General features: G+C 60.6%; 21 protein-coding genes. 15 read left to right on the plus strand and 6 right to left on the minus strand.

Annotated features, from left to right (window positions below):
- Positions 1-77 precede the first annotated feature (77 nt).
- The 4 genes from fabV (at position 78) to EGY12_RS16520 (ending at position 2,578) form a co-directional block, all read left to right on the plus strand.
- Positions 78-1,277 (plus strand): enoyl-ACP reductase FabV, encoded by a 1,200-nt coding sequence (gene fabV / locus EGY12_RS16505; protein ID WP_118892133.1) that lies wholly within the window; start codon positions 78-80, stop codon positions 1,275-1,277.
- Between the two features lie 226 nt (positions 1,278-1,503).
- Entirely contained in the window at positions 1,504-1,722 is a 219-nt protein-coding gene (locus EGY12_RS16510) for a hypothetical protein (RefSeq protein ID WP_064291234.1), read from the plus strand.
- A 171-nt stretch (positions 1,723-1,893) separates the two neighbouring features.
- Positions 1,894-2,199 (plus strand): hypothetical protein, encoded by a 306-nt coding sequence (locus EGY12_RS16515; RefSeq protein ID WP_123894647.1) that lies wholly within the window; start codon positions 1,894-1,896, stop codon positions 2,197-2,199.
- Between the two features lie 43 nt (positions 2,200-2,242).
- Positions 2,243-2,578 carry a hypothetical protein gene (locus EGY12_RS16520; RefSeq protein WP_123894648.1) on the plus strand — a complete coding sequence of 112 codons (336 nt, stop codon included), beginning with the start codon at positions 2,243-2,245 and terminating at the stop codon, positions 2,576-2,578.
- Positions 2,579-2,615: 37 nt separating this feature from the next.
- Here EGY12_RS16520 and dcuR read toward each other — a convergent pair whose 3' ends face one another.
- The 3 genes from dcuR to EGY12_RS16535 form a co-directional block, all read right to left on the minus strand.
- The gene (gene dcuR, locus EGY12_RS16525) at positions 2,616-3,335 is read right to left on the minus strand and encodes a two-component system response regulator DcuR (protein WP_123894649.1); all 720 of its coding nucleotides are present in this window, start codon (positions 3,333-3,335) and stop codon (positions 2,616-2,618) included.
- A complete protein-coding gene (locus EGY12_RS16530) occupies positions 3,328-4,941 on the minus strand; it encodes a sensor histidine kinase (RefSeq protein ID WP_123894650.1) in 1,614 nt (537 codons plus the stop codon). Before EGY12_RS16530 ends, dcuR begins: the two co-directional genes overlap by 8 nt.
- Before the next feature lie 124 nt (positions 4,942-5,065).
- Positions 5,066-5,908 carry a class I fructose-bisphosphate aldolase gene (locus EGY12_RS16535; RefSeq protein WP_047727766.1) on the minus strand — a complete coding sequence of 281 codons (843 nt, stop codon included), beginning with the start codon at positions 5,906-5,908 and terminating at the stop codon, positions 5,066-5,068.
- A gap of 484 nt (positions 5,909-6,392) precedes the next feature.
- Here EGY12_RS16535 and EGY12_RS16540 point away from each other — a divergent pair, with 484 nt between their 5' ends.
- The 5 genes from EGY12_RS16540 to EGY12_RS16560 all read left to right on the plus strand — a co-directional run bounded on the left by EGY12_RS16540 (position 6,393) and on the right by EGY12_RS16560 (position 11,825).
- Positions 6,393-7,322 (plus strand): sugar ABC transporter substrate-binding protein, encoded by a 930-nt coding sequence (locus EGY12_RS16540; protein ID WP_033642730.1) that lies wholly within the window; start codon positions 6,393-6,395, stop codon positions 7,320-7,322.
- Positions 7,323-7,397: 75 nt separating this feature from the next.
- Positions 7,398-8,882, plus strand: coding sequence for a sugar ABC transporter ATP-binding protein (locus tag EGY12_RS16545; protein ID WP_069100082.1), 1,485 nt, complete (start codon positions 7,398-7,400; stop codon positions 8,880-8,882).
- A 15-nt stretch (positions 8,883-8,897) separates the two neighbouring features.
- On the plus strand, positions 8,898-9,938 hold the full coding sequence (locus EGY12_RS16550) for an ABC transporter permease (RefSeq protein WP_123894651.1): 1,041 nt from the start codon (positions 8,898-8,900) through the stop codon (positions 9,936-9,938).
- Positions 9,939-10,001: 63 nt separating this feature from the next.
- On the plus strand, positions 10,002-10,922 hold the full coding sequence (locus EGY12_RS16555; protein WP_123894652.1) for a sugar ABC transporter substrate-binding protein: 921 nt from the start codon (positions 10,002-10,004) through the stop codon (positions 10,920-10,922).
- Between the two features lie 138 nt (positions 10,923-11,060).
- Positions 11,061-11,825: an SDR family oxidoreductase gene (locus EGY12_RS16560; protein ID WP_123894653.1), complete on the plus strand. Its 765-nt coding sequence runs from the start codon at positions 11,061-11,063 to the stop codon at positions 11,823-11,825.
- 46 nt (positions 11,826-11,871) lie between these two features.
- On the opposite strand, the gene metQ is transcribed toward EGY12_RS16560, so the two are convergent.
- Entirely contained in the window at positions 11,872-12,687 is an 816-nt protein-coding gene (metQ, locus tag EGY12_RS16565) for a methionine ABC transporter substrate-binding lipoprotein MetQ (protein ID WP_123894654.1), read from the minus strand.
- 236 nt (positions 12,688-12,923) lie between these two features.
- Here metQ and EGY12_RS16570 point away from each other — a divergent pair, with 236 nt between their 5' ends.
- Together EGY12_RS16570 and EGY12_RS16575 are read left to right on the plus strand one after the other, a co-directional pair.
- Positions 12,924-13,442: a hypothetical protein gene (locus EGY12_RS16570; protein WP_123894655.1), complete on the plus strand. Its 519-nt coding sequence runs from the start codon at positions 12,924-12,926 to the stop codon at positions 13,440-13,442.
- A gap of 147 nt (positions 13,443-13,589) precedes the next feature.
- Positions 13,590-14,015, plus strand: coding sequence for a universal stress protein (locus tag EGY12_RS16575; protein WP_123894656.1), 426 nt, complete (start codon positions 13,590-13,592; stop codon positions 14,013-14,015).
- A 43-nt stretch (positions 14,016-14,058) separates the two neighbouring features.
- Here the strand turns inward: EGY12_RS16575 and ygjK are convergent, their stop codons facing one another.
- Complete coding sequence (gene ygjK / locus EGY12_RS16580; RefSeq protein ID WP_123894657.1) at positions 14,059-16,434, minus strand: alpha-glucosidase; 2,376 nt, start codon at positions 16,432-16,434, stop codon at positions 14,059-14,061.
- Positions 16,435-16,451: 17 nt separating this feature from the next.
- Positions 16,452-17,522 carry a protein YgjJ gene (ygjJ, locus tag EGY12_RS16585; RefSeq protein WP_123894658.1) on the minus strand — a complete coding sequence of 357 codons (1,071 nt, stop codon included), beginning with the start codon at positions 17,520-17,522 and terminating at the stop codon, positions 16,452-16,454.
- Between the two features lie 336 nt (positions 17,523-17,858).
- Between ygjJ and ebgR the strand changes: the two genes are divergently transcribed.
- The 4 genes from ebgR to EGY12_RS16605 all read left to right on the plus strand — a co-directional run bounded on the left by ebgR (position 17,859) and on the right by EGY12_RS16605 (position 24,106).
- A complete protein-coding gene (ebgR, locus tag EGY12_RS16590; RefSeq protein ID WP_123894659.1) occupies positions 17,859-18,839 on the plus strand; it encodes a transcriptional regulator EbgR in 981 nt (326 codons plus the stop codon).
- 167 nt (positions 18,840-19,006) lie between these two features.
- Positions 19,007-22,096, plus strand: coding sequence for a beta-galactosidase subunit alpha (gene ebgA / locus EGY12_RS16595; protein ID WP_123894660.1), 3,090 nt, complete (start codon positions 19,007-19,009; stop codon positions 22,094-22,096).
- Positions 22,093-22,545 carry a beta-galactosidase subunit beta gene (locus tag EGY12_RS16600; RefSeq protein WP_123894661.1) on the plus strand — a complete coding sequence of 151 codons (453 nt, stop codon included), beginning with the start codon at positions 22,093-22,095 and terminating at the stop codon, positions 22,543-22,545. The genes ebgA and EGY12_RS16600 overlap by 4 nt, the downstream gene beginning before the upstream one ends.
- Before the next feature lie 58 nt (positions 22,546-22,603).
- Entirely contained in the window at positions 22,604-24,106 is a 1,503-nt protein-coding gene (locus EGY12_RS16605; RefSeq protein ID WP_123894662.1) for an amino acid permease, read from the plus strand.
- Positions 24,107-24,133 lie beyond the last annotated feature (27 nt).

Raw genomic sequence — 24,133 nt, forward strand, 5'->3', positions numbered from 1 at the left:
TTTTCGCACTTTCTTAAGTATATCGAGAAAATCAGGTATATTGTCCTTCGGTTTTTAGCTACCAAGAAAAAATTACTATGATTATCAAACCTAAAATTCGTGGTTTTATCTGCACCACCGCTCACCCGGCAGGCTGTGAAGCCAACGTCCGTGAGCAAATCGCCTACGTTAAGTCGCGCGGCGAACTGAAAAACGGGCCTAAAAAGGTGCTGGTCATTGGTGCATCCACCGGTTACGGTCTGGCCTCGCGCATCAATGCCGCTTTCGGCAGCGGTGCGGCCACCATCGGCGTATTTTTCGAGAAGCCTGGCAGCGAAGGCAAAACCGGTTCCGCCGGTTGGTACAACTCCGCCGGTTTCGACAAGGCAGCTAAAGAAGAAGGCCTGTACGCGAAAAGCATCAACGGCGACGCATTCTCCAACGAGTGCCGTCAAACCGTGATCGATCTGATCAAAAAAGACCTGGGTCAGGTTGACCTGGTGGTTTACTCGCTGGCTTCGCCGGTGCGTAAAATGCCGGAAACCGGCGAAGTGGTGCGTTCCGCACTGAAGCCGATCGGCGAGCCGTACAAATCCGTCGCGCTGGACACCAACAAAGACGTGCTGGTTGAAGCCGTGGTCGAGCCGGCCAACGAGCAAGAAATCGCCGACACCGTGAAGGTGATGGGCGGCCAGGACTGGCAGCTGTGGATGGACGCGCTGGACGAAGCGGGCGTGCTGGCGGATAACGCACAGTCTGTCGCTTACTCCTACATCGGTACCGATCTGACCTGGCCAATCTACTGGCACGGTACGCTGGGCAAGGCGAAAGAAGATCTGGATCGCGCGGCGCACGCCATCAACCAGAAGCTGCAGGCCAAAGGCGGCGCGGCTTACGTTGCGGTGCTCAAGTCGGTGGTGACTCAGGCTTCCTCCGCCATTCCGGTAATGCCGCTGTATATCTCCATCGTGTTCAAAATCATGAAGGAGCAGGGCATTCACGAAGGCTGCATCGAGCAGATCCAGCGTCTGTTCGCCACCAAGCTGTACAGCGGTGCGGCGCCGGACACCGACGAGAAACACCGTCTGCGCCTGGATGACTGGGAACTGCGCGACGAAGTGCAGGAAACCTGCCGTAAAATCTGGCAGCAGCTGAACGACAACAATATCAACGAACTGACCGATTACCAGGGCTACAAGGCGGAATTCCTGCGCCTGTTCGGCTTTGGTCTGCAGGGCGTTGACTACGACGCCGATCTGAGCGGCGAAGCCAACTTCGATGTGATCGAGCTGGTCTAAGCGCGTCGAGCGGTCAAACAAGGTCGGGTTAGCCCGGCCTTTTTTATTGCCTGCGAATTATCAGGGCGCTAAGCGAAATGTATATTTCAGGTTAATAGGCTAATCAGGTTATTAACATCGGCGGTGGGCGCTGAAATAACGGCGATTATTAAACTAAAGAAAGTCATTTTTTTATTTACCCCTGCCGCCGGCTGCGGGTATTTTATTTCCTTTTAAGGAGAGAACTATGACATGGCGTTATTGGGCCCCGGCATCGTTATTGTTGTTGAGCGCTTGCAGCGCGATTCAGCCGACGTCGACGTCCCCAGACTGGTCGCAGCCGCAGCCTGCCACGCGAGAGCAGCGGCAGCGCATCATGGCGGGTGAGTCCGCCTCCTCGGTATTGCACGAAGGAAATGTCGGCATTGGTGGCACCTTCGATGGGTCGAAAATATTCGACCGTTAAGCCGCTAAATATATTCAGCCAAATTAATGCGCGCATTCTGCCGGTATTGTCGGAGGGTTTACCTTTCCTGCGTTATTCTGCCGTGGCCCGATCATTCATTGCGTTAGCAGATAATTCGTTTTCCTTATAGGGAACTGCCGGTTTATTTCGGTGTAATCAAAGGAGTTGCCCATGGCGAAGGACATGGCCGCGATCTTTCTCTTGTTGTTGCTGCCGCTAAGCCAAAGCGCCGGCGCGGCGCGCTACGACAGGCAATGTGAAGGCGTGTCGCCGGTGCTGTTTCAAAAGCGGCTGAAAGCGCTGGCGCAGGATCTGCGGCAGGAAATGAGCGAGGAAGCGCCGCCGGCAGAGCGCGATGCGCAAGAGCTGGCGCGGCTGGCGGAGTGCGGTATCGAGCCCGGCAAAGCGCCCGTCACCGGCGGGCAGCGCGCGCCCCGTTCAGAGGAAAAGCCGCCGGCATCGCCGAACGGTTGTTGAGCCGGCGTGCGTGCAGAGTAAAACGATGTAAAAGGAATCATTGATGAAAAGGATAGTGTTGGCCGGCGCGGCCTTGTGTTGCTCCTGCTTCGCGCAGGCGCGGGTGGATTTTGAATACCATGCGGCGGCGCCGAAGGACAGCAAGGTCACTGAGGAGTACCAGAAAAAGCGCGCCGCACTGCGCCACAAGGTGTGGAATGTCGATAATCTGACGCTGGCCAACGAGCAGGCAATTGCGCGCGAACAGCAGCGCGAGGCGGCAGAGAGCGCCAAGCGGCAGCAGCATCATCTGGAACAACAGCAGAAAAAGCAGCGCTGCCTACGGATACACTCGAAAGATCCTCACCGCGAGGCGAAGTGTTACAGGCACAACTTCTAACATTAACCGTCCGGGCGCCATCAGCGCCCGGCGTCGTTTAGGCCGGGCGGCAATGCTCTTTCAGCATGGCGATTGCGTCCGGTTTCAGCTGATACAGATAGACCGGGCGGCCGGTGGCGCCGTACAAAATACGGGTGCCGAGAATGCCGCTCTCCGCCAGATAGATGAGGTACTTGCGGCAGGACACCCGCGAAATGCCGATGGCGTTGGCCAGGTTGTCGGTGGAGAATTCGCTGTCGTGCTGCTGTTCGATCCACTCGCATACCGTGCTCAGGGTGATGCTGGTCAGCCCCTTTGGCAGCTTCTTGCTCTCCTGGCCGCCGGGCTGGCGGCGCAGCAGGCTGTCGACGTCAGCCTGCGAAAACTCGCGCTGCGCCAGAATCTGCGACTGTTGCCGGTAGTGGCTCAGCGCCTCCTTGAAGCGGCTGAACTGGAACGGTTTGATCAGGTAATCCACCACGCCGTAGTGCAGCGCCTTTTGCACCGTGTTCACATCGCTGGCGGAGGAGATGATGATCACATCGGTCTTCTCACCCAGTTCGCGCAGGCCGGGCAGCAGATCCAGCCCGTTCTCCTGCTGCATGTAGATATCCAGCAGCACCAGATCGATGCTGACGCTGGCATCGGCCAGCAGGGCGCGCGCCTGGTTCAGGGTGGCGACCGTCGCCTGGCAGTGAAAACCGCTGACCTGGCTCAGATAGTATTTGTTCAGCTCCGCCACCATCGGGTCGTCGTCGACAATCAGTACGTTAATCATGGGTTCTGCTCTTGGCCTGATAGGGAAGGTGCACGAAAAATTGGGTCAGCTCGCCCGGTTCGGATTCGAAATCGATACTGCCGCCCAGCTTCTCCAGATGGCAGCGGATCAGCGCCAGGCCGATGCCGCGTCCCGTACCCTTGGTAGAAAATCCGTGTTCGAAGATGTGCGCGCCGAGCGCCGGATCGATGCCCGGGCCGTCGTCGCTGACGATACAGTGTAATTGATCGTCGTGATGATGGAAGCTCAGGCCGATCTCGTGGCCCTCAACGCCGTCGATGGCGTCGATGGCGTTTTCGATCAGGTTGCCGAGCACGCTGATCAGCACGTGGGTGGTTTCCGCGTCGTCGGTTTCCGGCAGCAGGCTGCTTTCCTCGATGGTCAGCTCGATGCCGGCTTCGTGGGCGCGGCTGATCTTGCCGATGAAGAAGCCCGCCACTTCCGGCGAGTGAATCTTGCGCAGCAGCGCGCCGATCTCTTCCTGGTAGTTGCTGGCGGTATTGATGATGTAGTTTTCCAACTGCTGGTAGGCCTTCATGTGCAGCATGCCGAGTATCACGTGCAGCTTGTTCATAAATTCGTGCGACTGCACCCGCAGCGCATCGGCGTAGTGCGCCATGCCGCTCAGGCGCTGCAGCAGGCGGCTGACCTCGGTCTTGTCGCGGAAGGTGGCGATGGCGCCGGTCACCTGGCCGTTGACGAGCACCGGCACGGTATTGGTCAGCAGTTCGCTGCCGTTGAAGCTGATCTGCCGATCGCGCAGCGGCTTGCCGCTGGCCAGCACCTCCGCCAGATGCAGCTGCGCCGGCCAATGTTTGCTGGCGGCTTCCAGCAGCAGGTTTTCTACCGGGCCGCTTTGGCGCAGCAGGCGCTTGGCCTCGTCGTTGACGATGGTGATGCGGGATTCATTATCGACCGCGATCACGCCTTCTTTAATCGATTGCAGCATGGCGTTGCGCTGTTCGAACAGGTTGGAGATTTCGTAAGGCTCGAAACCCAGCATGATGCGCTTGAGCGCGGAGACCAGGAAGAAGGTGCCCAGGCTGCCGACCAGCGCGGCGAAGGCGATGGTCCAATAGATGATCCAGCGGCTCTCCGCCACCACCCGCTGCACGGTATCCAGCGCGATGCCGAGCGCCACCACGCCGATTTGCTGTCTCTGGGCGTCATACACCGGCACGAACACCCGCAGCGCCGGGGCCAGCGTGCCACGGTTGATGGCGCTGTTGACGTTGCCTTGCAGCGCAGGCGCCAGATCGTCGCCGATAAAATGCTTGCCGATCAGCCAGGGTTTGGGGTGCGAATAGCGGATACCCTGCATATCCACCACTACCACGAACAGCAGCTCGTTTTGATGGCGCACTTGCTCGGCGAAGCGCTGAATGGCGCCGCTTTGATCGCGCCGCTGCAGGCCGTCAACCACCGTGCTGGAGAGTGCCAGCGTATTGGCGACGGCGATGGCTTTCTGCTGCAGCTGATCTTGCCCCTCGCGGCTCATCTGCACGAAAAACAGCGCGAACACCACCAGCAGCACCGAAGCGATGATGGCGGAGACCATCAGCGTGATGGAGGTGCTCAGCTTGAGCGGCACCCGTTGTTTTGGCATGGCGGTTCTCCGAATGGCGATATCACGGCGTATTCTAGCGAGGAATGAGGCAAGCTGCAGTTACCGGCAGCAGGTTATAGCATGCTGCCGGGGAGCGGGGGCTTATTTTAGTTACAAAAGCGGGTCACTGCTGGTGGTAGATCTCCAGCGCCTGTTGACCGCTGGCGCCCTGATGGATGATTGCCATCAACGCGCGCACCACCTGCGACGGATTGCTGTGTTGATAGACGTTGCGGCCGTAAACCATGCCGGAGGCACCCTGGGCCATCAGCGCGGCGGATTTCTCCAGCACCGGCCCCAGCTCCCCCTTGCCGCCGCCGCGCACCAGCGTCGGGCAGCGCGCCGCTTCCACCACGCGGTGGAAATCTTCCACCCGTTCGGTCGGGTCGGCCTTGATGATGTCGGCGCCCAGCTCGCGCGCCAGCCGCACCAGCGGCACGATCTTCTCCACGTCGCCGAGCGATCCGTAGGCGGCGCCCTGGCCGGCCGGGGCCATCACCAGCGGTTCGATCATCAGCGGCATGGCGTATTGATCGCAGGCGTGGCGCAGGCGGCCGATGTTCTCCACGCACTGGCGGAAAATGCCGGGCTCATCCGGGATCATATACAGATTGACCACCACCGCGGCGGCGTCCATTTGCAGCGCCGCCAGGATCGGCGCCTCGGGGTTGTGCAGCACCGCCCACATTTCGCGGTGGCGCGCGGCGTTATAGGCGTTGCCGACGTCGGTGCGCATCACCAGCGCCGGTTTTTCGCGCTGCGGCGCGCGCTGCAGCAGATCCGCCTGGCCGTAGTTGACCTGAATGGCGTCGGGGCGCGCGGCGATCAGGTTGCCCATCACCCGTTCGATATCTTCCAGGCCGATCAAGAAATCCGGTTCGTTGGCGATGCCGTGATCGATCGCCACATCCAGGCATTTGCCGTTGTTGAACAGGCGGTTCATCCGCACCTTACTGCTGAGCTGCATGTCAGGTCCTCCTGAGATAGGGATATGTCCATTATTGCCGAGTAAGGATGGTCGGGAAACGCGGAAACCGCAAACTGCGTGGCCGCTCGCAGTTTTTGCCGGCGCACGAAAGAGGAACGCTCGCCGGCGGCTTTCATTTCATTTGTTAGATCCGTGTCATGTTTTTGTTAATAAGCCATTCCAAAATGCATGTTTCGCTTGTTTGGGTTAAAAAGTTTCAATAATCTAAATTATGAAATAAACATTTAAAAACGCGCTGAAGGTGCCGTTTTCTGTGCCAGGGGTTTATTTCAATTGGTTGTTTTTAATCTGTTTTGAGATATTGATCACCATTTTTCCAACGGCCTTTATACGGCGATAACGCGGTAAATTCGCCGTATCAAAGGGATAACACCGACCGTATTGTTGTTTGAATGTAAAAAATATTTTTCATTAGCTGTCAACCAACAGACCTCTTCATTCTAACGATTAAAGGGTAACGAACATGAAGCTGAAGAAACTGATCGCCGCCTCGGTACTGATGTGCATGCTGCCGGCCAGCGTGTTGGCGAAAGACATCAAGATCGGCGTTTCCATGGCTTACTTCGATGACAACTTCCTCACCATTCTGCGCCAGTCGATGCAAAACAAAATGAAGGCCGACGGCAACGTCAGCGGCCAGTTCGAAGACGCCAAGGGCGACATCGCGCAGCAAATTCAACAAATCGAAAACTTCGTCAGCCAGGGCGTCGACGCCATCATCCTGAATCCGGTGGATACCCAGGGCGTCAAGCCGATGATCAAGCTGGCCGAGAAGGCCAAGATCCCGCTGGTGTTCGTCAACCGCAAGCCGGAAGTGGCGCTGCCGGCCGGCATGGCCTACGTCGGCTCCGACTCCAAGCTGGCCGGCAAGCTGCAGATGGAAGCGCTGGCCAAGCTGATGAACGGCAAGGGCAACGTCATGATCCTGATGGGCGAGCTGTCGAGTGAAGCCACGCGCGACCGCACCCGCGGCGTGGAAGAGGTGGCGGCCAACTATCCCGGCATCAAAATAGTCGACAAGCAAACCGCCAAGTTCTTCCGCAAAGAGGCGGTGGACGTTACCACCGACTGGATTTTGTCCGGCCAGCAGATAGACGCCATCGCCTCCAACAACGACGAAATGGCCATCGGCGCTATTTTGGCGCTGAAGCAGGCCAAGAAATCCGGCGTGCTGGTGGCTGGCGTTGACGGCACGCCGGACGCGCTGGAGTTCATCAAGAAGGGCGATCTGGCGTTGAGCGTGTTCCAGGACGCCAAAGGCCAGGGCGAAGGCGCGGTGCAGACCGCCGTTCAACTGGTGAAAGGCGAGAAAGTGGAGAGCAACGTGCTGATCCCTTACCAGCTGATCACCCAGGCCAATTACCAGCAATTCGCCGATAAAAACAAGAAATAAGCCGTGAAGCCCGCCGCGGGCGCCGGTGTGGGGCGAACGCGGCGGAAAACGTGGGTCAGTGCGGAGGTAAGCGGTATGTACCCTTATGTTCTTGAGGCCGAAGGCATCAGCAAGCAGTTCCCCGGCGTCAAAGCGCTGGATAAGGTCTCGATTAAAATCAAACCCGGCAGCGTGCACGCGCTGATGGGGGAAAACGGCGCGGGTAAATCGACGCTGATGAAATGCCTGATCGGCATCTACCACCCGGACGAAGGCTCGATCAAAATCAAAGGCCGGCCGGTCACCTTCAGCGATACGCTGCAGGCGCTGCATTCGGGCATTTCCATGATCCACCAGGAGCTGAACCTGGTGCCCTACATGACGGTGGCGGAAAACATCTGGCTGGGGCGCGAGCCGGCGCGGCTGGGGTTCGTCAACCACGAACAGCTGAATGAACAGACCCGCGAACTGCTGGCGCGGCTGAACATCAAACTGCAGCCGGAGACGCTGGTGGGTGAGCTGAGCATCGCCAACCAACAGATGGTGGAGATCGCCAAGGCGGTATCCTACAACGCCGACGTGCTGATCATGGATGAACCGACCTCGGCGCTGACCGAAGGCGAAGTGGTACACCTGTTCGCCATCATTCGCGAGCTGCGCGAGCAGGGCAAAGGCATCATCTATATCAGCCACAAGATGGACGAGATCTTCGCCATCACCGACGAAGTGAGCATTTTCCGCGACGGCACCTTCATCGCCTGCGACAAAACCGAGAACCTGACCAAACAGTCGCTGATCACCATGATGGTGGGGCGCGAACTGACGCAGATGTTCCCCAAATTCAACAACAATATCGGCGAGGAAGTCTTGCGGGTGGCAGGGCTGCGCCGCAGCGGCTGGTTCCATGACGTATCGTTCAGCGTCAAGCGCGGCGAGATCCTCGGCGTCGCCGGGCTGGTGGGCGCCGGGCGCAGCGAAGTGATGGAAAGCCTGTTCGGCATGCACCCGGCGGACGGCGGCGAGATCTTTATCGAAGGCCAGGCGGTGAAAGTGGATTCCCCGGCGAAGGCGATCGAGAGCGGGCTGGCGTTCCTTACCGAAGACCGCAAGAAATCCGGCCTGTTTCTGGTGCTGTCGGTGGTCGAGAACATGAGCATCGTCAACCTGTCGGAATACATCGGCAAGAACGGTTTCGTCAGCCACGTGCAGATGGCCAAAGACTGCATGGCGCAGATCAAAAAGCTCAATATCAAAACGCCGACCATGGATCAGATCATCAATAACCTCAGCGGCGGCAACCAGCAGAAGGTATTGATCGCGCGCTGGCTGCTGGCGCAGCCGAAAATTCTGATCCTCGACGAACCGACGCGCGGCATCGATGTAGGGGCGAAAGCGGAAATCTACCGCCTGATCAGCGAGCTGGCCAACCGCGGCGTCGCCATCATTCTGGTCTCCTCCGAGCTGCCGGAGATCCTCGGCATGAGCGACCGGGTGATGGTGATGCACGGCGGCCGCATCACCGGCATTTTGGACAAAGACGACGCGGACCAGGAGAAGATCCTGGCGCTGGCCTCAGAATAACGAAGGGTGAACACCATGAGTAACGTAAAGATTGAGAAGCCGCTCTCCGCCGATTCAGCGGGCAAGGGAACGTTGTTCTCCGGGCTGAGCGGCAAAATGCCGAAGGATACCGGCATCTTCATCGTGATGATCGGCATCGCGCTGATCTTCGAAATCCTCGGTTGGTACATGCGCGATCAGTCGTTCCTGCTGAACCCGAATCGCCTGCTGCTGATCGTGCTGCAGGTGGCGATCATCGGCATCATCGCGGTGGGCGTCACCCAGGTGATCATCACCACCGGCATCGATCTCTCCTCCGGCTCGCTGATTGCGCTGACCGCGGTGGTGGCGGCCAGCCTGGCGCAGACCTCGGACAGCATCTCGCCGATGTACCCGGGGCTGCTCGATCTGCCGGCGGCGATCCCGATTGGTGCGGGGATCGGGGTGGGCATCGTCTGCGGCTTTATCAACGGCTTCCTGATCACACGCACCGGCATTCCGCCGTTCATCGCCACGCTGGGGATGATGGTGTCGGCGCGCGGCCTGGCGCAGTACTACACCAAAGGCAACCCGGTCAGCTTCCTGTCGGACGGCTTCACGTCAATCGGCCAGGGCGCGATGCCGGTGATCATCTTCCTGGTAATCGCGGTGATCTTCCATATCGCACTCAAGCACACCCGCTACGGCAAATACATCTACGCCATCGGCGGCAACATGACTTCGGCGCGGGTTTCCGGCATCAACGTCAATAAGTACCTGGTGACGGTGTACACCATCGCCGGCGGCCTGGCGGGGTTGGCGGGCGTGGTGCTGGCGGCGCGCGTCAGCAGCGGCCAGTCGAGCATGGGGATGTCCTACGAGCTGGACGCCATCGCCGCGGCGGTGATCGGCGGCAGCAGCCTGATGGGCGGCGTCGGGCGCATTACCGGCACGCTGATCGGCGCGGTGATCCTCGGCCTGATCAAAAGCGGCTTCACCTTTATCGGCGTCGATTCTTACATTCAGGACATCATCAAGGGCGTGATTATCGTTGCCGCCGTGTCGATCGACATGCGGCGCAACCGCAAAAAACACTGATTGCCGTGAGTTGCCGCCGGCGCCAGGGTTGGCCGGCGGCGTTTTTTTACCGGGGGACACACTATGAACTACTTGAAAGGGCTGTGGCTGGCGGTGGCGCTGTGCGCGTCTACCCCGGCATGGGCACAAACCATCGGCGTGTCGATGGCCTATTTTGACCAGAACTTCCTCACCATCATCCGCCAGGCGATCGACAAGGAGGCCAAGGCGCGTGGCATCACCGTGCAGTTCGAGGACGCGCGCGGCGACGTCGGCCGCCAGACCGATCAGGTGCAGAGCTTTATCAGTGCCGGCGTGGACGCGATTATCGTCGATCCGGTCAACTCGGCCAGCACGCCGGTGATGACCAAAATGGTCCAGGCCGCCGGCGTGCCGCTGGTGTATGTGAACCGCACGCCGGGCGACGCCAAACTGCCGCAGGGCGTGGTGTTCGTCGGCTCCGACGAGCGGGAATCCGGCACGCTGCAGATGGAAGAGCTGGCGCGGCTGGCCGGCTATCAGGGTAACGTGGCGGTGATGATCGGCAACCTGACAGACGCCGGCGCGCTGCAGCGTACCAAAGACGTGGAGCAGGTGGTGGCCAAGTACCCGAAAATGAAGGTGGTGCAGAAGCAGAGCGCCAACTATTCACGCAGTGAAGGCATGGATCTGATGATGAACTGGCTGACCAACGGCGAAGCGATCGACATCGTCGCCGCCAACAACGACGAAATGGCGATTGGCGCAATCATGGCGCTGCAGCAGGCGGGCAAGGCGGACAAGAAAGTGCTGATCGGCGGTATCGACGCCACGCCGGACGGCCTCAAGGCGCTGGCCTCCGGCAAGATGCAGGTCACGGTGTTCCAGGACGCGGTCGGCCAGGGCAAAGCCTCGGTCGATGTGGCGCAGCGCATGATCAACGGTGAAAAGCTGGAGCCGTATTACTGGATCCCGTTCGAGCTGGTGACGCCGGCCACGATGCAGAAGTATGCGGCCAGGCAGTGAGTTAACCGTCAGATTTGCGTTGCCGGGGCGCTGCTTGCAGCGCCTTTTTTATTGGCGTCAGTTACATGTCCGCTTGCGGCCAGCGCTGCGCCGGATGTTGCGTCACACTGTGGCTCTTTTACGGTGTGAGGATAAGAGATGAACGCATTGAACGGTAAGGTGGCGGTGATTGGCGGCGCCAGTTCGGGGATCGGGCGGGCGGCGGCGCTGCTGTTCGCCCGGCAGGGCGCAGCACTGGTGTTGGGCGCCCGGCGCGAGCGGCTGTTGGCGGAGCTGGTGGAGGACATTCGGCGCGAGGGCGGTCGGGCGCTCGCGGTTGCAGGCGACGTGCGCGATGAAGCCTTCGCCGAACGGCTGACGGCGACGGCGGTCGATGAATTCGGCGGGCTGGATATCGCCTTCAACAACGCCGGCACGCTGGGGCCGCTGGGGCCGTCGCTGGCGCTCACCGCGTCAGAATGGCGCGAGGTGCTGGAAACCAACCTGTCCAGCGCCTATTACGGCGCCAAATATCAAATCCCCGCCATGCTGGCGCGCGGCGCGGGCTCGGTGATTTTCACCTCCACCTTCGTCGGCCACACCGCGGCGTTTCCCGGCACGGCGGCCTATGCGGCCGGCAAGTCGGGGCTGATCGGCCTGACGCAGGCGCTGGCGGTGGAATTCGGCGGGCGCGGCATTCGGGTGAACGCGCTGCTGCCGGGCGGCACCGATACGGCGATGGGCCGGCAGATGAGCACTACCCCGGAGGCGCTGGTGCAGGTGGCCGATCTGCACGCGCTGAAGCGGCTGGCGATGCCGGAAGAGATCGCGCAGGCGGCGCTGTATCTGGCGTCCGACGCTTCGTCATTCGTCACCGGCACCGCGATGCTGGTGGACGGCGGCGTGTCCATCCAGCGCGGCTGAGGTTGCCATCGCCCGTGGTCTGGCGCCACGGGCATGCGGGGGAGGGTTACCAGCCTTTGACGGCGTCGCCCTTGTAGATGTCGGCGGCGCTGGCCGCTACTTCGTCAGTCTGATAGGCCTTGACCAGATCCTTGACTTTCTCGCTGTCTTTGTTGTCGATGCGGCTGGCGAAGATGTTGACGTACGGGGAGTTTTTGTCTTCGACAAACAGCCCGTCCTTGGCCGGCGACAGGCCGATCTGGCTGGAATAGTTGGTGTTGATGATCGCCAGCGTCACCTTTTTGTCGTCCAGCGCGCGCGGCAGCTGCGGCGCCTCAATCTCGACGATCTTCAGTTTTTTCGGGTTGCCGACGATGTCCAGCGCGGTCGGCAGCAGGCCGACGCCGTCCTTCAGGGTAATCAGCCCCTGTTTTTGCAGCAGCAGCAGGGAGCGGCCCAGGTTGGTCGGATCGTTCGGCACCGCCACTTGCGCGCCGTCCGGCAACTGGCTGAGTGCGGTTATCTTCTTCGAATAGCCGGCGATCGGGTAGACGAAGGTGTTGCCCACCGCCGCCAGCTTGTAGCCGCGTTCCTGCATCTGTTTGTCCAGATACGGCTTGTGCTGGAAGGCGTTAACGTCCAGGTCGCCGTTGTTCAGTGCCTCGTTCGGCAGCACGTAGTCGTTGAAGGTCACCACCTCCACGTCCAGAGCGTATTTCTGCTTGGCGACCTTCTGCACCACCGCCCACAGCGACTGATCGATACCGGCGCTGATGCCGACCTTGATGTGGTGATCGTCCTGTGCCGTCGGGCCGCAGGCGGTCAGCAGCAGCGTGCCGGCGGCGGCCAGCGTCAGGGTGAGGTTTTTCAGCGTAAATGTCATTTTCCCAGGGTCCTTGTCAACATTGCCTGCTAATTTTGGCGGGCAGAATAGTGGCAGTGACTGTAGGTAATCGCTGGGCTAAAACAAAATACTGATTCACTATGACTCATAGCGATTAGCTATGAGCGCCCGCCGCCTGGCGCGGTGCGGATTGTTTTGACGGCGAATCGGCGGGCTTATTATGATAGCCATTGGCCCGCGAGGGCAGACTGGGTACTGAAACGAAGGAAAAGACAATGCGATTGAACACTTGGAGCAAGGCGCTGCTGCCGCTGGTGGTGTTGGCCTGCGTCTCGGCGACTCAGGTTCGGGCGGCGGAGAGCGATACCGGGCCGATCCCCAAACAGCTGCTGGGCAACTGGCGCGTCAGCAAGATCGTACCGACCCAGACCACCGGCTGCTGGGATCAACAGCAGGCGCAGAGCCTGATCGGCGGTAAAATCAGCTATAAAGCGGATGCATTCAGCTGGAACGGCACGGCGCTGAAAAGCGAAGGAGCCACCGTCAGCACCGTAGAAGCGCAGGAGTTTGTCGAGGACAATTCCGGCAGTAGCTCTTACATCGATTTCCCGATGCTGGGCATCAGCACGCCGGCGGTCGAGCGTGTGGCCATTCAGCACGCGGATATCGCCATCAAAGGCATTACCGATCAGGGCAGCGATGGAGTGCCCGGCGATAACGTGCTGGTGAAAGACGCCAACACGCTGATCCTGTCGCTGTGCAACGTCTGGTTTGAGGTGCATCGCGAGAAGTAATTTTTGCCTTTAGCCCCGGCAGCGGGGCTTTCCCATCGTTTCGCCATCCGTCATACGCGCCATTTCTGAGCTAAAATTAACCATAACGATATGACCCCGGCGTGATATCGGAGCCTCGGCTCTACCGAGTCCATGACAGGAGGCGCTATGTGTTACCACCATATTGTCATCGCCACCGATCTGAGCGATGACGGCAAACGGCTGGTCGAAAAGGGGGCGCTGCTGGCGGAGGCGCTGCAGGCCAAACTCTCGCTGATCTATGTGGACGTTCACTACGACACCTACCACGCGGCGATTGGCTTTTCGGAGCGCAGCGATGACGGCGTGCCGTTCGAAGAGAAGATCCGCAAAGAGCTGGAGCCTACCACGCAAAACGTCAATTACCCGATCGCGGAAGTGATTATCGGGCGCGGCGGCTTCGTTGACGAACTGCGTACGGCAGTCGTGGATAAGAACATCGACCTGCTGGTGTTCGGCCATCACCACGATCTGTGGAGCAACCTGTTTTCTTCTACCCGCAATGCCATCAATCAGCTGAATATCGACGTGCTGGTGATCCCGATCCGTTCATAAACGCGGGCCACCGCCGTGCAACGAGGACGGTGGCCGCTGCGGCTTATTGCGTGAAGAAGTCGTTATACAGCATGTACAGGTGCGCCGCGCTCCAGGAGAAGTTCGGCGCGCCTTGCTGCTTGCCGGTGAGCGGGTTGTAGTTCTCGCGGATCGGCCCGTCGGCGATCAGGCCGTCGGCGTGGCGGAAGAAGGCCTGCGCCATCGCCACCGCGTCGTCGCGATAGCCGTAGCGTTCCATACCCTTGAGGCCGAAATACAGCTGATCGACCCACACGCGGCCGCGCCAGTAGATGTCCGCGCCGAACGCCGGGTTGCTGAGCGCCGCGGTGCCGAGCGGCACGTAGGTATTGAACTCGCGCGGATCCTTCATCACCCTGACCACCGCATCGGCGTGTGCTTGGCTGGCGGCGCCATTGAACAGCGGCGACCAGCCTTCCGGCCCTTTGCCGCGTTCGACGATCGGTTTGCCGGCGCAGCCGTTGGCCAATGGCCGGCTTTCGATGCGGATGTCATAGAAGAAACCGCTCTGCTTGTCGAACATGCAGGTGTTGATGTAGGCCGCCAGTCGGTCGGCTTTGGCGCGAAAGGCGGCGGCCTCGGCGCCGCGGCCCAGAACATCAGCCATCTCTGCCAGATAGCGGTTGTCGCTATACATATAGCTGGCCTGATCCACCGACTCCTGCAGCAGCGAATAGCCGAGCAGCGTGCCGTCCGGCGCGCGGTTTTCGGCGAATTTCACCTGCCAGTCTTCGCGTTTGCCGCCCTGAGCCACGTAGCGCGCCAATTGATCCGGATCGATAAAGCCGAATACCGCCGCATCGTCGCGGCCCGACTCCCAGGAGGCGGCGGTCTGCGCCGGGATCTCGATGCTGTCATAATGCCCCTCGCGCACGATGCGATCGTAATTGTCGAGGCCGGCCAGCGTTTGTTCGCGTTGTCCGCGCTTGACGGTGAACAACATGCGTCCGTCGGGGGTATTGTGCGCTTTGTCGCGGGTGGCGCCGTACTCCGGCACGCCGTTGCCGTTGTGATCGCGGTTGTGCAGCCACCAGTCATGGTAGGCCACCAGCTTCGGGTACATCTCCGCCAGCCAGCCCTTATCGCCGGTGACGCGATACACTTCCATCACCGCCCAGGCCGCCAGGCTCGGCTTGGTGTTGCGCTCATTCCAGTTGCCGCCGTCGCCGCCGCGCTCCGGGCTGGGGTTGTAGGCGATAAGATCGGGCAGAAAACCGGCGTCCCACGGGCGCAGGGTGTCGCCCGGCCTGATCTGGAAGGCGAACACCGCGCGAATGTTGTCCTTGGCCACGTCCGGGTTGAAGTGCGCCATGGCGTAGGCCTGTTTCCAGGTGTCCCACGGCCAGGTCTGGTTGCCGGAGAACCAGCGCCCGGTCACCGACGGGGTGACCGAGTCGAACTTCATCGCCCCGGCTGCGCCGCGCCAGTTGCCGTTCAGCGTTTCCATCGCTTTGACCGCCACGCGGGTTTGTTCCGGCGTAGCGTGCGGGTTGCTGAGCCCAGTGGCGAGATAGCGTTCCCAACGCTGGGCCGAGGCGGCCATATAGCGCTGCGGGTGAGCGAGGATATCGGCGATAGCGCGTTGTTCGCGCTGCGCCTCTTCAGCGGTGAGCAGGTGCGAGTAGGTGGTATACAGGGTGGTGGAGCCGGCGATGCGTGCCGCGGCGCGGAAGCGGTGGCCGTCGACCGTGGTGCGCTGCGGCAGCGACTTGTGGATCTGATACTCGGACTGGCCGGATGTCATCAGCTGCGACGGCGCGCGCACCTTGCCGAAGGTGACGCGCAGGCCGTCAGCCGTCGGCACAATGCGGCGCGTGTAGTCCGGAAACGCCTGCTCGAGGGTCGCCGGCGGCTGCGGTTTTTGCTCTTTGGCCGCGTAACGCTCCAGCAATTCACCGTCCCACACCAGCTCCAGCGGCGTGTCGGTCAGGATTTGGGTTTCCAACAACGAGGTGCGTGCGGCGGCGAAGCGCAGCGTCAGGTTGACGGTCACGCCCGGTGCGCTGAGCCGCTGCACCAGGGCGCCGGGCAGGCTGTAGGCCGTCATGGTGAAATGCACCGGTTTACCGTCTCGATAGACGCTGAGCCGATCGAAATTGTTGGCCATAAAGTTGATGTACTCTTCGGTCAGCAGCGCCGGGCCGGGGAAACCGCCCATGCCTTCCGGCCCGCTCGGCAACAGGTGGCCGTGCCAGGCGCCGAGATCGAAGAACGGATTGAAGCGTTGGTGATCGTCGAAATCGTAATCGAGCATGAAGTGCGGCGCGCCGCGGCGGTCGATGACGTTTTTATAGCGCTCGGCCAACGGAGCGTCGGCGTCGGGCGCTTTCGGCGCGCAGCCCGTCAGCGTTAGCGCGAGGGTGAGGGCAGCGGCCAGCGGGGTCAGGGAAGTCATGTTCATCGTAGGAGCCTCAACGGTTACCAATAGAAATATTGCATCAGAAACACCGAGTTGCTGGCGCCGGTGCTGTCGTTGCGCATGAAGAATTTACTGTCCAGCGCGGTGGCCAGCTTACCGCCGGCGTACTCGTACCAGACGCCGAACTGGGCATATGAAGTGGCGGTATCCGCCGCGCTATCAAACCGGTGGCGGGCGTAGCTGTAGGCAGTGGAAAGGTACAGGCCTTTGGCGGTTTCCGTCATCGCGCTGAGCATCAGGCCTGACTCGCTGCCGGGATGGCCGCCGCTGTTGCCTTTGCCGGTGTGGTGCCAGACGCGGCCGGCCAGGTGCTTGCCGCGCAGCCCCAGCAGAAACAGCTGCCCCAGACCGTCAGTCACTTCCACGCCGGTCAGCAGCGTCAGATTATCCTGCAGGTCGTACTGGGTGTAGCCGTTGACCATCGCCCGGTAGGTGTACTTGTCGGAATAGCGGTCGTATTTGCCGAAGTGCAGCAGCGCCTTGCTCTCGTCGATGCGGCTTTCCGGGGCCGCCGTCACGCTGTAGCGAAAGCGCCCGGTCAGGTTTTGCAGCTTGGCGGCGTAGCTGAGATCGCGGGTGTTGGGGAGCACGTAGCCGTACTCCGGCGTGAAGTCGCCCCACCATTGCAAATCGTCGAGCGACGAATCGTTGCGCACGCTGAGCATCATCTCGGTGCCGTCGTCGGTGCGGTAACCGCCGTAAAGGCGGTTCAACCCACCCTCGAAGCCGCCCCAGCTGTGGTCCGGCGTCCAGGCGTGGCCCTGGCTGTCCGCCTGCACGGTCCAGCCTTCGCCGTAAATCAGGCCGAACCAGTGGCCCCGCTTGATCTCCAGGCCACCTTCGATATAGGTGCCGTCGCTGTATTTATGCTGATGTTCGCCGTTCAAATAGACGCTACCGCCGATGCCGAGCTCGCCGTAAAAACGCAGGGCGGTCGCGGTGCTATCGGGAAGCGGCGGTGGAGGGAGTTGATTGCGCTCCGCCGGCGTAACCGGTTCTTGCGCCGCCCAGGCCGGCGCGCTAACGAGCAGCAACAAGGGCAACAGAGCGTGATGGCTTATTGATTTCATGGGCATATGCCTGGCGTTTGATGGTTCGGAACGTCAGCCGAGCAGCGGCTCACGCGAGGTCGCTCCCGGATCCCTGGGAGAAGAGAAAAAGCCCGCCCGAACAGGACGGTAAACGGCAGGTATATTAGTAAAATATTTAGTAAAAAATACGCTTAAATCAGTAAATTGTCAACTTGATCACAGCGGGAGAAATGGGTATCTTTCGCTGCAGGCGCCCGGCAACGTCTTGCATGAGCGTGCTTTGGCCCGGTCTGGTAAGGAGAGGAGGCTGGCGGCGCTGTACGCCGCATCGCTATCCGATTAAGCTACCGTTTTTCGTCTGTGCATTGGGACTCTATGGCCACACTGAAGGAAATTGCTGAAGCCGCTAATGTGTCCGTCGCCACCGTTTCGCGCGTGTTGAATGACGACCCTACCCTGAGCGTTAAGGCGCAAACCCGCCAGAAGATCCTGGAAGCGGCGGAGCGCCTCGAATACAAGGTCGCGCCTTCCAAACGACAAAGCGGGCAACGCCTGCATTTCGCCGCGCTGTTCACCTATACACAGGGCGTGGAAATCAACGATCCCTATTACCTGGCGATGCGTTACGGCATCGAAACGCAGTGCGAAAAGCTGGGCGTGGCGCTGAGCGCCGGTTACGACTTCAACGGCGACAAGGCGCTGCCGACGGCCGATGGCCTGCTGGTGATCGGCCGGCCACAGTCTGCGCTGTATGAGCAGCTCAGGCAACAGGAAACGCCGGTGGTGTTCATCGACGGCGTGGTGGACGACGAGCGTTTCGACTGCGTCAATGTCGACCTGTACAAGATCAGCCGCAAGGTGATCGACTACTTTATCGGCCGCGGCTATCAGCGCATCGGCTTTATCGGCGGGCGCGACGATCCGGCCGGCATCGACCAGCGCGAGCAAGCGTTCGTCGAGTATGGCCGGCAGCAAAACGTGGTGCGAACGCAGGATATTTACCACGGCGATTTCAGCAGCCAGTCGGGTTACCAATGCGCCAAAGCGATGTTGCAGAGCAAGAATGGCTATCCGCCTGCGCTGCTGGTGGCGACCGACTCGATCGCAATCGGGGTGCTGCGCGCGCTGCACGAACACGGTATTCAGGTGCCGGGGCAGATCGCGCTGATCAGCGTCAACGATATTCCCACCGCCCGCTTTATTTTCCCCGCTTTGTCCACGGTGCGCATCCCTTCGGAAACCATGGGCGCTCAGGCCGTCAACCTGTTGGTGGAGCGGCTGCGCGATGAGCGCGCCGTCCCGCTGTCGATCTTCGTTCCCAGCTCGCTACAGCTGCGCGACACCACCGTTGTCTGACCGGCCCCTGCCTCGGCGGGGGGAGTTGGCGCTCAAAATTAACGTCATGATAAAAAAAGGTATTTGAGATTTATTGTGATCCTGCCGTCATTTGGTAAATATCAGCTGTAGTTTTTACTAAATATTTACTATCGTTTCCGCATTGCACAGGTGTCGGGAGACGTGACGTGAATAATTGGGAAAACATTGAAAAACAGTCGGAGCACCGGTTGGCGCCGCGCGCGAGCTTCTTCAGCTACGCGGACGCCGGGCAGGCGCTGAGCTTCGATCGCAACGCCAGCCGGCGCTTCCAACTGCTGAGCGGCCGCTGGCGCTTTCGCTTCTTCGAGCACCCAGCGCAGGTGCCGGCGGCGTTTTACCGGGAGCCGATGAACGACTGGGGCGATATGGCGGTGCCGGGCATGTGGCAGCTGGAGGGGCACGGCCACCTGCAGTACACCGACGAGGGGTTCCCGTTCCCAATCGACGTGCCTTACGTGCCGACCAATAACCCCACCGGCGCCTATCAGCGCCACTTTATGCTCGACGCCGGCTGGCAGGATCAGCAGGTGCTGATCAAATTCGACGGCGTGGAAACCTACTTCGAAGTGTACGTCAACGGCAACTATGTCGGCTTCAGTAAGGGCAGCCGGCTGTGCGCCGAGTTCGATATCAGCCCCCATGTGCGGCAGGGCGAGAACCTGCTGTCGGTGCGGGTGATGCAGTGGGCCGATTCCACCTACATCGAAGATCAGGACATGTGGTGGATGGCCGGCATCTTCCGCGACGTCTACCTGATCGGCCAGAGCGCTACCCACATTCACGATCTGACGCTGGTCACCACCTTCGATGAACGCTACTGTGACGCGCAGTTGGCGATCGATGCCGAACTGCGCCATCTCGGTGTGCAGGCCGCCGAGGGCTGCCGCCTGCAAGCGCAGCTGTTCGACGGCGATCGCTGCGTGGCGGAGCAGTGGCGCGACGATCTGCGCATCGAGCAGGCGCTGAGCTGCCGTTTCGAACTGCCGGTCAGCCGCCCGCAGCAGTGGAATGCGGAAAATCCCTATCTGTATCAGCTGCTGCTCAGCCTGTATGACGGCGCCGGCAACCTGCTGGGCGTGGTACCGCAGCGGGTAGGCTTCCGCGAGATCGCGGTACGTGACGGGCTGATGTACGTCAACGGCCGCTACCTCAAGCTGCACGGCGTCAACCGCCACGATCACGATCACCGCAAAGGGCGCGCCGTCGATATGGCGCGGGTGGAGCGCGACATCGTGCTGATGAAGCAGCACAACATCAACTCGGTGCGCACCGCCCATTACCCCAACGATCCGCGCTTTTACGAGATGTGCGATCTCTATGGTCTGTTCGTGATGGCGGAGACCGACCTGGAGAGCCACGGCTTTGCCAACGTCGGCGATCTGAGCCGCATCACCGACGATCCGCGCTGGGAGCAGGCCTACGTCGAGCGCATCGAGCGCCACGTGGCGGCGCAGAAAAACCACCCGTCGATCATCATCTGGTCGCTGGGCAACGAGTCCGGCTACGGCTGCAACATTCGCGCCATGGCCCGGCGCTGCAAGGCGCTCGATCCGACCCGCCTGATTCACTATGAAGAAGATCGCGACGCCGAAGTGACCGACGTGATCAGCACCATGTATTCCCGCGTGGCGATGATGAACGCCTTCGGCGAATACCCGCACCCCAAACCGCGCATCCTGTGCGAATACGCGCACGCCATGGGCAATGGCCCCGGCGGGCTGTTCGAATACCAGTCGGTGTTCAACCGCCACGCCAGTTTGCAGGGGCACTACATCTGGGAGTGGTGCGATCACGGCCTGCTGAGCCACGACGAGCAGGGACGCGAGCGCTACCAGTACGGTGGCGATTACGGCGACTACCCGAACAACTACAACTTCTGCATGGACGGCCTGATCTACCCGGATCAGCGTCCCGGCCCCGGCCTGCGTGAATACCAGCAGGTGCTGTGCCCGGTGGAGGTGACGGCGGAAGAGGGCGCAGGCGACGTGCTGCGGGTGAAAAACCGCTATTGGTTTAGTTCGCTGGCGGACATCACGCTGAAGGTCAGCGTCAAGACCGACGGCCGCCAGGTGGCAAGTTACGAATTCAAGCTGCCGCATCTGCAGCCGGGCGAGAGCGAAGACATACACCTGCCGGTGTTGGCGCTGGGACAGGGGGAAACGCTGATCGACGTAGCGGTGCATAAGGACAGCGCTACCCGCTACAGCGAGAGCGGCCAGCGGCTGGGGCATTATCAGCATCTGCGCCAGGCGGCGACGCGGCCGCTGGCTCCACCGCCGGCCGATGCGCCGGCGCTGCAATGCCGCGAGGAAAATCATCAGCTGATCGTCAGCGGCGGCCGGTTCCAGCTGGTGTTCTCGCTGCTGAGCGGCGAATTGCTGTCGTGGCGGGTAGACGATGAAGAAGTGGTGGGGCGCGCACCGCGCATCACCTTCTTTAAACCGGTGATCGATAACCATAAACAAGAATATGAGGGGATTTGGCTGCCGCATCACTTCCCCATCATGCAGCAGCATTTTCGTCGCCTCAGCCGGCAATGGCAGGGTGAGGATCTGCTGATTGAGGTGCACAGCCTGATTGCGCCGCCGGTGTTCGACTTCGGCATGCGCTGCACCTACCGCTGGCGTATCTCCCCGCAGGGTTACGTCAGCCTGGATCTGTCCGGTGAGCCTTACGGCGATTTCCGGCAGATTATCCCGAAAATCGGTCTCGATTTCGGCATCAGCCGCCGTTTCGAGCAGGTGGAATACTACGGCCGCGGGCCGGGCGAGAACTACCGCGACAGCTGCCGGGCCAACCTCATCGGCCACTACCGACAGCGTGCCGACGCGATGTTCGAACACTATCCGTTCCCGCAGGACAACGGTAATCGGCAGGACGTGCGCTGGCTGAGCCTGCAGGATGCGGTAGGCAAGGGGATCTTCATCCAACCGCGGCGGCCGATCAATTTCAGCCTGTGGCCTTACAGCGCCGAGATGTTGCATCAGGCCCAGCACATCAACGAGCTGGAACCGAGCGACTGCCTGACGCTGAACCTGGACGACCAGATCCTCGGCCTCGGCTCCAATTCCTGGGGCTCCGAAGTGCTGGATACCCATCGGGTCTATCTGGCGCCGTTCAGCTACGGCTTCACGCTGGTGCCGTTCGACGGGCGGCAAACGCAGGGCGCCACGCTCGCCGGTTATGACTTCGCGCCCGCTCATTATCACCCGCAGTCTGCGGAGGAAAACGCATGATCATTCTCGAATCCCTGGCGGAGTTCCAGCGTATTTATCACAGCGGCAAGAAGTGGCTGCGCTGCATGGAAGCGATCGCCAATGTCGATCGCATCAGCCCGAACGTGTGCCATTCGATCGGCGACTCGCTGACGTATCGGCTGAGCGTCGGCGCCGGCCGCCAGCACGGCTGGCTGGAGGGCAACCGCCGTTACTTCGACGTGCACTATTACCTCGATGGGGAAGAGACCGTCGAGGTCGCCGACAAACGGGCGCTGACGACGGTGGTGCCTTATCAGGACGAAACCGACCGCGAGTTTTTCAGCGGCGAAGGCGAGAGGCGCCGGGTCGGCAAAGGCAACGTGGTGATCTTCGAAAACCACCAGGCTCACCGCTCCATAGAAAGCGGCAAGGTAAAAAAAGTCATTTTAAAAGTGACGGTGGAAGACAGCTATTTCGCCAATAAATAGCGCGCCCGCCGATCGATAACAACAAACCGAAGTCCCCTACACCATTCGGAGAATCTCTATGGCTGCGTCGAACAGAAACACCATCGGCAAGTTTGGCCTGCTGTCGATGACGTTTGCGGCAGTGTTCAGTTTCAACAACGTGATTAACAACAATATTCAGCTGGGGATCGCCTCGTCACCGGTGTTTCTGGTGGCGACGATCATTTACTTCATTCCCTTTTGCCTGATCATCGCCGAGTTCGTTTCGCTCAACCGCAACTCCGAGGCCGGCGTTTATGCCTGGGTGAAAAGTGCACTCGGCGGGCGCTGGGCGTTTATCACCGCCTACACCTATTGGTTCGTAAACCTGTTCTTTTTCACCGCGCTGCTGCCGCGCGTCATTGCCTACGCTTCTTATGCGTTCCTGGGCTATGACTACGTATTTACCCCGCTGACCACGGCGATCATCAGCATCTTCCTGTTCGCCTTCTCGACCTACATCTCCAACAGCGGCGCAAAACTGCTGGGGCCGATGACCTCCGTCACTTCATCGCTGATGCTGCTGCTGACGTTTTCCTACATCGTTCTGGCGGGCGCGGCGGTGTTGGGCGGCATTGAGCCGGCCGATCCGATCAACGTGCAGGCGATGACGCCGAACTTCAACTGGGCGTTCCTCGGCATTACCGCCTGGATCTTCCAGGCGGCGGGCGGGGCGGAGTCCGTGGCGGTGTACGTGAACGATGTAAAAGGCGGCAGCCGCGCCTTCGTGAAGGTGATCATCGTTTCCGGGCTGTTCATCGGCGTGCTGTATTCGGTGTCTTCGCTGTTGATCAACGTATTCGTGCACCGCACCGATCTGCACTTTACCGGCGGCACGGTTCAGGTATTCGAAGGCCTGTCGGCGCACTTCGGCCTGCCGACGGTGCTGATGAACCGCTTTGTCGGCATTGTTTCCTTCACCGCCATGTTCGGCTCTCTGCTGATGTGGACGGCGGCGCCGGTGAAGATTTTCTTCACCGAGATCCCGAAGGGCATTTTCGGCGAGAAAACCATTCGTCTGAACCGGCATGGCGTGCCGACGCGCGCGGCCTGGATCCAGTTCTTTATCGTCATCCCGCTGATGCTGATCCCGACGTTGGGTTCCAGCAGCGTGCAGGATTTGATGAACACGCTGATCAACATGACCGCCGCTGCCTCGATGCTGCCGCCGCTGTTCATCATGTTGGCTTACCTGAATCTGCGGCTGAAGTACGACCGGGTGGCGCGCGATTTCAAAATGGGCTCGCGCCTGCAGGGCATCGCCATCGTCAGCGTGCTGATCGCCATCTTCACCGTCGGCTTCTTTGCCTCGACGTTCCCGACCGGCGCCAGCATCATGACCATCGTGTTCTATAACGTCGGTGGGTTGGTGGTGTTCCTGGGATACGCCTGGTGGAAGTACAACCGTTACTCGAAGAGCCTGAACGCCGAGGCGCGCTATCACGAAGACATGCCGCTGGCGCGCCTCGCGCTGGAAGCGCAGGAGGGGACCGAGGCCACTGCGTTTGCGCCGCCGCAGCCGCTTGGCGGCAAAGGGGGGTAAGTGCCTGAGGCGCTCCCACGGCATAGC

The sequence above is a fragment of the Serratia sp. FDAARGOS_506 genome (assembly GCF_003812745.1).
Taxonomy (GTDB): domain Bacteria; phylum Pseudomonadota; class Gammaproteobacteria; order Enterobacterales; family Enterobacteriaceae; genus Serratia.